Source organism: Pseudoalteromonas sp. HM-SA03 (assembly GCF_002289345.1).
Classification (GTDB): Bacteria; Pseudomonadota; Gammaproteobacteria; order Enterobacterales; family Alteromonadaceae; genus Pseudoalteromonas.
The window spans coordinates 22,458-31,527 of sequence record NZ_NSDG01000111.1 but is presented as its reverse complement, the minus strand read 5'-3'; the positions used below and the strand labels follow the sequence as shown (position 1 = coordinate 31,527).

8 protein-coding genes are annotated in these 9,070 nt (G+C 41.7%); 5 read left to right on the top strand and 3 right to left on the bottom strand.

What is annotated here, in order from left to right; all coding sequences use genetic code 11:
• Positions 1–169: 169 nt before the first annotated feature.
• Positions 170–1,099, bottom strand: a complete 930-nt coding sequence (locus CKO50_RS21375; protein ID WP_095729808.1) for a porin — start codon at positions 1,097–1,099, stop codon at positions 170–172.
• Positions 1,100–1,247: 148 nt separating this feature from the next.
• A complete protein-coding gene (locus tag CKO50_RS21370) occupies positions 1,248–2,093 on the bottom strand; it encodes a LysR family transcriptional regulator (RefSeq protein WP_095729807.1) in 846 nt (281 codons plus the stop codon).
• Between the two features lie 87 nt (positions 2,094–2,180).
• On the opposite strand from CKO50_RS21370, the gene maoP reads away from it, so the two are divergent.
• A complete protein-coding gene (gene maoP, locus CKO50_RS21365) occupies positions 2,181–2,552 on the top strand; it encodes a DUF413 domain-containing protein (protein ID WP_095729806.1) in 372 nt (123 codons plus the stop codon).
• Positions 2,553–2,785: 233 nt separating this feature from the next.
• A complete protein-coding gene (locus CKO50_RS21360; protein WP_176474725.1) occupies positions 2,786–4,021 on the top strand; it encodes a response regulator in 1,236 nt (411 codons plus the stop codon).
• On the opposite strand, the gene rarD is transcribed toward CKO50_RS21360, so the two are convergent.
• Positions 4,010–4,900, bottom strand: a complete 891-nt coding sequence (gene rarD, locus CKO50_RS21355; protein ID WP_039493074.1) for an EamA family transporter RarD — start codon at positions 4,898–4,900, stop codon at positions 4,010–4,012. The genes CKO50_RS21360 and rarD overlap by 12 nt on opposite strands.
• 192 nt (positions 4,901–5,092) lie before the next feature.
• On the opposite strand from rarD, the gene recQ reads away from it, so the two are divergent.
• From recQ to CKO50_RS21340, 3 genes are all read left to right on the top strand, one after another.
• On the top strand, positions 5,093–6,907 hold the full coding sequence (gene recQ, locus CKO50_RS21350) for a DNA helicase RecQ (protein ID WP_176474724.1): 1,815 nt from the start codon (positions 5,093–5,095) through the stop codon (positions 6,905–6,907).
• Positions 6,907–7,194 (top strand): DUF3630 family protein, encoded by a 288-nt coding sequence (locus tag CKO50_RS21345; RefSeq protein ID WP_095729803.1) that lies wholly within the window; start codon positions 6,907–6,909, stop codon positions 7,192–7,194. Before recQ ends, CKO50_RS21345 begins: the two co-directional genes overlap by 1 nt.
• Before the next feature lie 151 nt (positions 7,195–7,345).
• Positions 7,346–9,013, top strand: coding sequence for a POTRA domain-containing protein (locus CKO50_RS21340; RefSeq protein WP_095729802.1), 1,668 nt, complete (start codon positions 7,346–7,348; stop codon positions 9,011–9,013).
• Positions 9,014–9,070 lie beyond the last annotated feature (57 nt).

Here is a 9,070-nt window from a genome sequence, read left to right as displayed (position 1 = left end):
TGGGGTCGCATTATAGGGCGATCCGATTTTAGTGCAACCCTTTTTTTAAAGAAAATTGCGAAAAAACGTTTATTCGAGCAAAAAGAAAACAATCAGAATATAAAACAAACAAAAACACCCGCATTAGGCGGGTGTTTTACTATATTTAAGCTTGGATAAAGTCTATAAATTAAAACTTATACTCGATACCTAAGCCTAGATAATCCTTTTCTACTTGGTTGTCTGCATCAAATGTTGAGTAGAAACCATAAACCTTCGCGTTTTTAGCAAGCTTGTAATCAACACCGACAGAAACACCATCTACTTTGTCACCGGCATCGAAGTCAATAACTTGATATTGTGCTTTCAAGGTTGCATTGCCCAATTTGTACGCTGCATTTAGCAAGTACCCATCGGCCTCAGCACTTCCATCCACCTTTTCTTGTGTCTGGTACATTGCACCAAGTTTGAAGTCAGCTACTTTACCTTGAACAGTAAAACGAACCGTGTCATAGCCATTTACTTCGCTATCTGCCGCGATCGCTGTATAAATAGTTGACTCTTTCAATCCGGCATCGCCGTATATTAGCGCAGTAGAGAAACCGTTTTCACCTTCTTCACTGTCTTCAGCAATAAAGCTTCCTAATACTCTAAAGCCATTAAAGCTTGGTGACTTGTAGGAAATTGAATCACCTAAGCGATTTTCGCCTTTAAAAAGTACCTTAATGTCACCCTCAAGGTCGTTGAACTGGTCTAACTTACCTTGGGACTGCTTTAATGCAGTATCATTACGGCCGATAACGACTTCACCGAAGTTACCTTTTAAACCTACGTACTGATTACGTGCAGTGATATTGTCTTTATCACCTTTTGAATCAGCGTCAGAGACATCTACTTGGAACTCAAGTTTATAAATAACTTCTAAACCAGAGTCTAATTTCTCAGAACCTTTGAAACCAAAGCGAGAGGCGTTACTTTTAATTTCAGTAACCGAACCAGCACCATCGTCAGATGATTGTACCGATACATTCGCTTTACCATAAACATCTACTTCAGCGTTTACTTGAAAAGTGAATGCACTTAGTAATGATAGCGCTAAAGCAGTATTAGTTAGTTTCATGTGTATTTCCTCAATATCGCAACACGTATTTTCAAAACACGCGCAGTTTGACACCGGTAAGTGACAAAAATATTACACATAAAATATTTCTGAAAATAAAGTGACACCCAACCTTAAGAAATACGTCACAAAAGTTTCATTGTAAGAATTACTTCACCACCCCCAGTAAATTTACAATGGTTTCTATCTGTTCTAGTTGGTCGTTGTCTTTGTGGTATGCCACAAATATCTCTCTTGAGTTACTTTCTACTTCATCAACTTGAGTCAATCTTCCAGCCTCTATGGACTCTAACGCTAACGCTTCTGGCACAAATGCAGAGCCACCACACTGAAGAATAAGATCGAGTGCTATTCTGCCGGTGCTGGTTCTAAAATAAGGAGGGGTTGCGCCAGTGAACTGTTTTGCATGCCATAGAGAAAAAGCAGTTCCCCAATCAACATAAACATACTGGTTGTCAAAAAAGTCTTCCTTTGTTGCGTTATCAAAAGTGCTTACAGGAATAATAGCAAGATCGCTGATCGGTTTAACAACCAGTTCATCCACTTTTGGCGGGTCGAATAGTACAGCAAGGTCCAGTGTTCGCTCTAATAATAGTCGCGTGCTTTCTTGCTGTGCTTTCACTTCAGCAACAAGCGATACTCCGGGCATAGCGGATACAATATGGTTAATCCCGAATTGTAAAAATGCGTCCCAAATATTAGCCGTGCCGCTCAATGACAATTGCTTGTGCATATTGTTTGCAAGCGCAACATCGACTTTGGCGCGCTGCATCCCAGTTAAGATCATTTTGGCGTGTGGTAACAACCTTTCACCTGGCGCAGTTAACTGAATATTGTTACGCTGGCGAATAAAAAGATTCACCCCTAAACTTTGCTCAAGCTGGCGGATCCTAAAACTTACAGCTGACTGAGTGATGTATAAATTTTCTGCCGCTCGACCGAAGTGACGGGTTTTGACAACTTCGACAAAAGTTTTTAATAGATCTATGTCCATTTTTCTTCCTGACGATAAAAATTACTCGTTTAAAAAATTATAAAACTTGGTCCATACTCCAGCCAGATAACCTTAGAGGACTCAGTTATGGATCATAATTTAGCGACTTTGAAAAATGCATTTGCAAGCCCCAGAGCCTTTTATGATGACGCCAACTTCCCTAGAGGATTCGGACGCAGTGGTAACTTCACGCTACAAGAAGCCGAAATTCTTGAACGCTGTGGTGCCACATTAAGAAGCTTATACAGCAAAGCAGAAGAACCTCAAAACAGTTTCCAATCCCAGTTTGTTCAGGTAATGGAAGGGTTAACCCCCCCAACTAACGCTGTAGAAAAAGCTTGGACCAAATATTTGAAGCATACTACGTGTAAGACAAAGTTTCACACGCTATTTGGACGCTCTAAAGTGCAAAACGATGGTAGCGTGGTGATCCCAGTAGATATTGACGACGAGCTATAAGCAAAATCGCCTAAATCCTATCAAGCTTAGACACCAACAGAGTGACGTTATTTCTTTCGTTGGTGTCTGAGCAATTCCCCTTTTATTTATACCATTTCAATCTCGATTACCTCACCACCTCCTATCTTTTTAGCATTTTGTTCTTAGTCATTACCTTGTTTATTAGCACAAGCATTGCAATTAAGCGCAGTTAGGTTAAGAATTAGTAAAACAGGAAATGATTGGCGAAGGTTGTGTTACGGAAAATCTTAATCATTGAAGACACCCCCACTATTGCGAAAGTACAAAAACATATTGCGACCACTGTGGGATACCATGTAGATATTGCAGAGTCTTTGGCCGAAGCCAAAGCATTGTTATCACAGCACGACTATTTTTGTGCCGTGGTAGATTTTGTGTTACCTGATGCGCCGCTTGGAGAAGCTATTCCCTGCACGGTTAAAGCTGATATTCCTACCATCGTGATGACTGGTAACCTTGAAAGTCAGACTCGCTCAATCGTTGAGCAATACCCTATCATCGACTATATCACCAAGGAAAATAAACAAGCCTATCATTATCTACGTCGCCAATTAGAGCGCCTGCCAAGAAATGAAAATGTCAGAGTACTGGTTGTGGACGACTCTATTTCGTCGAGACACTATGTCTCTGCGCTCCTCACTCGCCATAAATATCAGGTACTAGAAGCCTGTGATGGTATAGAAGCACTCGCGGTATTAAAAGACAATCCGGATATTTCCGTGATCATTACTGACAATGAAATGCCAAATATGCGAGGCGAAGAGTTATGTATCGAGATTAGGCGACTCTACACTGATGATGATAAAGCGATAATTGGTATATCTGGAGTTGAATCCGAAAATTTATCTACACGATTTTTGAAAAATGGTGCTAATGACTACCTCAGAAAGCCCTTTAACGCTGAAGAGTTTTACTGCCGTCTTAGCCAGAACGTCGATATGCTAGAACACATTCAAACGATACGCCGACAAGCAAATACAGACTATCTAACCAGTTTGCCAAATCGACGCTACTTTTTTGATACCGTAAAGAAAAGCCTAAAAGCGAGATATAAAAAGGAGCTATACGGGCTGATCGCTATGATAGATATAGATCATTTTAAGCAAGTAAATGACAAATATGGCCATGAAGGCGGCGATGCGGTGCTCGAGTCAATTGGCCAAGCATTTGCTCAATACTTTCCCAATGATTTAGTCGCTCGATTAGGCGGCGAAGAGTTTGCGATATATTTTAAAGATACGGTGGCTGATCATTGCAAAGAAAAACTGGAGTGCTTCAGGGAATATTTAGAGCAAAGTAGTAACGAACTGACTGAACAGCAGATCTCGTTTACTGTTTCAATGGGACTTGCCGCTCAGGTGACTACAGACATAGAAAGCCTGATAAAGCAAGCCGATGAGCGTTTATATCAGGCGAAAGCTTCGGGAAGAAACCGCTTAGTTCACTAAGCGCTTTCTTTTATCTCGATAAGAATCAAAGCTAAACATCACCAGCGCTCCCCAAATAAAGGCAAACGTTATTGCCCGTTCTGCATCAAAGGCTTCCCCGTAAAAGAGTACCGCCAATATAAACATTAAGCTCGGCCCGATATATTGAAAAAAGCCAAGTGTCGTGTAAGGTATCCGTTTTGCTGCTGCGGTAAAGCATAACAAAGGCAAAGTTGTCACCACTCCCGCACTTATCAAAAGCGTGTTGGTGTACCAATCATTATTCCAAAGGTTGCTCGTGGCACTGGGCTCAACCCACCACCAATAAGCCAGTGCAATTGGGGTGAGAATAAGGGCTTCTACCAGCAATCCAGGAAGTGACTCAACCGCTAGGGTCTTACGCAACAATCCATATATCGCAAACGATCCTGCCAGTGAAAACGCAATGACTGGGAATGAGCCAAAACTGATTAACTGTAACACCACACCCACTATCGCTAATAACACAGCAAACTTTTGCGCCGTTCTCAACCTTTCCGATAAGAATAACATTCCCAATAGCACGTTAAGTAATGGATTGATGTAATAACCCAAACTCGCATCTAGCATAAAGCCGTTATTAACAGACCAAATAAATAAACCCCAGTTAAAACCCAACAGCAACGCGGTGAGTGTCAACATCGCCAACAACTTAGGATTAGCCAGTATGGCCTTAATTTTGGGCCATTGCTGCTTTGCCAGCACAATTAGTGCAATAAAAAATACAGACCACACAACGCGATGAATGAGTATCTCAATCGCGTCAACGTGGACGAGTTGCTTAAAATAGATGGGTGCAAGCCCCCACATAAAAAAGGCGAGTACAGCAAGTAAGTGGCCTTTCTTTTGTTCTTCAATCACGGGCGTTTAACCTTTGGAGGGATCAACTAAGAGGTCAATCATTATACTCGTTTTTATTAATCACGGCGATGAAAGTTCGATGAATTCACAATTGCAAAGTCTAAAGCCACAAGTGTTCAAAACTTATTCAAGTCTCTTCAGATTAGATAAAAAGCAAAGACAAGGTTAAAAAAAAGCTCTAAAATGACGCTGATGGATACCCTCGTAAGCACCCCAATTAACGATCCTCATTCAGTACTGAAAGATGTGTTTGGCTACAGTACGTTTAGAGATGGTCAGCTTGATATTATTCAGTCTAGCTTAGCTGGTCAGGATACACTTGTACTACTGCCTACTGGCGGTGGTAAATCACTCTGTTACCAAGTCCCTGCAGTATTGTTTGCAGGCGTGACTATCGTTATATCGCCACTTATCTCATTAATGCAAGATCAGGTCGCGCAGTTAAAAGCACAAGGCATAGCCGCTGAGTATATCAACAACAGCGTCGCTTGGGAGCAGCAAAGAGATACCTATGACGCACTTTTCCAAGGTCATTTAAAGCTACTGTACGTTGCACCAGAAAAGGCCTTACAACGAGACTTTATTGAACGCATATCCAACTGTAACATCAGTTTGTTTGCCATTGATGAAGCCCATTGCGTATCTCATTGGGGACATGACTTTAGACCGCACTATTTTCGTTTAAAAGAATTGCGTCAACATTTTCCGTCTGTTCCGATGATGGCATTAACCGCAACGGCTGATTTAGCAACACGAAAAGATATTGTCCAGCAATTAGGTATGCAAGCACCATTTATCTATACCGGTAGCTTTGACAGACCCAATATTCGTTACACCATCGAAGAAAAGTTCAAACCCCTGTCGCAGTTGATCCGCTATTTAAAAGAACAAAAGGGACAGAGTGGCATAATCTACTGTGGTAGCCGTAAACGTGTTGATGATATTGCCGAAAAGTTGATCGATACGGGTTTCAATGCAGCAGGTTATCACGCTGGTCTAGAAAATGATCAGCGCCAGTTTGTGCAAAACCGCTTCGCCCGAGATGACATTCAAATCGTAGTTGCAACCGTTGCTTTTGGTATGGGGATCAATAAACCCAACGTGCGATTTGTGGTTCACTATGATATTCCTAAAAGTGTAGAAGCGTATTATCAAGAAACCGGCCGTGCAGGGCGAGATAGCTTAGCAGCAGAAGCCGTTATGTACTTTGATCCTGCAGATATTCCCCGCGTTAGACGCTTTTTTGAAGATATTCCAGACGAGCAACGCCGTAAGGTTGAAGAACAGCGGTTTCAGGCGATGTCGAGTTTTGCTGAAGCGCAAACCTGTCGTCGTCAAATTTTGCTCAATTACTTCAGCGAATATCAACGTGAAGCATGCGGTAACTGTGATATTTGCCTTAACCCACCGAAACAATTTGATGGCACATTAGTTGCCCAACAAGCGTTATCGTGCGTATACCGCGCAGAGCAACGCTTTGGCATTGGTTACATTGTGGATATTTTGCGTGGGGCAAATACCGCAAGGATCAGAGAACAAAACCACCATACCCTCTCAACCTATGGGATCGGGAAAGAGCACAGCAATGAATTTTGGCTGAGTATCTTACGTCAATTAATCCATCATGGTTTATTGAGTCAAGATATTACTCAAGGCGCAACACTTAGATTAACAGAAGCCGCCCGCGCCGTACTGCGCGGCGAATACGTGCTACAACTCGCGGAGCCAAGACTTGTAGCTAAGCATGTCTACCAAGATAAACTGGCGCAGTTTAATTACGATAAGAAACTATTTGCTAAGCTTCGCGCTCTCAGAAAGCAGCTCGCAGATGAAGATGATGTACCGCCGTATGTTGTATTTAACGACCGAACGTTGGCAGAAATGGCACAAAGAACGCCAACAACTGATAGCGAGTTTTTGCAAGTGTCTGGTGTTGGTTTTACTAAGCTCAGCAAGTACGGCACCCCTTTCATGCAGCTCATTCGCAATTATTTGGAAAGAGAATAATGACCACACTCACTTTGGATAATTCACACGAGGTGATTATCATCAGCTGTGAAATTACACCTCAAGACGATGAATTTGAACTTTGGGGGCAAATCTTCTTACATCAAGATGAGATTCAATTAATTGAATTCTCTGCTGGAGCAGATAGACATCAGTGGCGTTTTTCATATAAAAACTGTAATTTTAATTTAAATTTTGAACATTACAGTGAGAGCGTGTGGGTAGCTCCTGATGGCGTTGATGCCTTAGAACTCCTACCTTTCCTACGCCAACAACTTTCTCGTTAAGTCCGCATAAAGCGCTTTAAGTCTATAAATATTATTACTTTTGTTGCAGAACTAAAGCAAGCTGCAACAATATAATCCATACTAAAGGAATATTATACTTAAAGGCTCTGTGATGAAGGTAAAGAGAATTTCGTGTAGTAGTATTGTGCTAATGTGTAGCCTAAATGCAGCTGCGCAAACTGAAAAAGTGCCTATTGTTGATTTCACGAATAGCTGTGGTAATAACCGGGTTGAAGCACAAAGCGACCAAAACCTTTCACGCCAGCTAGACAGCAAACAAGCCTATCCAGAGCCAGCAGAGGGCAAAAAGGTCGTCGCTATCACTCTAAGACAACTTAATGTTTTCGATACCGACAAACCTGAAGAAGACAATACCCTATTCCGATTTGCCAACCGTTATCATATTCAAACCAAACCCGAAGCATTAAAAAGCGTACTCCTGTTTCAAGAAGGGGATACGTACAATCCAAGAAAACTCAGCGAATCCGAGCGACTCCTTCGCAACCAGCCATACCTATATGATGCTCGTATCTATGCCGCCGAGAACTGTGATGGTGATATTTTAGTTACTGTTGTGACACGAGATCTTTGGACTCTATTGCCCGACTTAAGTTTTAGCCGAAGTGGTGGAGAAAATACTTCTCGAATTGGGTTTAGAGAAAGTAATCTATTTGGCTGGGGAAAACGCCTTTCCTTTACTCATATACAAGAGGTAGATCGCTCTGGTTATCAGTTTGTCTATGACGACCCTAATATTTTAAACTCAAGATATCGCGGTCGCATAGAATATTCAGATAATGACGATGGTGAACGCCACTATATCGGTGTGAGCTATCCATTTTTTGCAACCGATACCCCATATAGTTATGGTTTTACGAATTATTCAGACAAACGCGAAGAACCTATATATTCTGAAGGTGAAACAATCTCAGAGTTCAGTCAATCCACGGATGTCACACAAGTCTACTTCGGACACTCAAAAGCGCTATCAGGCAGCTGGACTCGACGCCTCATTGGGGGTGTTAGACACGAACAGCATACTTTCCGTGAGATAGCTGATACCACCTTACCTATAGCGCGGGATAGAACACTCACCTACCCTTATGTTCAAGCACAGTGGTTTGAAGATTCGTATGTAAAGGTACGCAATTTCGACTCAATTTATCGTACAGAAGATCTTAATTTAGGCTGGAATATTAATGCTCTATTTGGCTACTCAGCCGAATCTTGGAGTGACGATACTGAACGTCTTGTCTATTCATTTTCTGCCAATACTGCACACTACACCTCTGATCACAGCTTATGGCGTTTTTATTTTGATGTCAGTGGCAACTGGAACAAAGACACAGATAAAACCGAAAACCTGATAGCGAAAACAACCTTTCAATACTATTTAAATACTAGTTTGTATGAATCTTGGTTTATCAATGCAAGCTATACCTATGGACATAACCTAACCTTTGATAATCAAATTACGTTAGGGAGTGAGACAGGGCTCCGTGGATACCCAATAAAGTATCAACAAGGTAGCCGAAGTATGCTACTCAATATCGAAAAACGCTATTACTGGGAATATGACTTATTGCGCTTATTCAAAATTGGCGGTGCAGCTTTTTTTGATGTAGGCCGCGCGTACTACTCTCACCTACCGATTGAAGCAGATGAATCAGTCCTAAAAAATGTCGGTATTGGCTTGCGGTTAGCACCTAGCCGAGCCAATTCAGATATCATGGTTCATATTGATTTAGCCGCGCCAATCAATGGCCCGGATAACGTCGATAGCGTGCAGTGGCTATTAACGGTAAAAAATCGCTTTTAACGGTGTCGCACAACAATAAACATGATATAAAGCAGAAAAAATTTCTTAGGATACGAT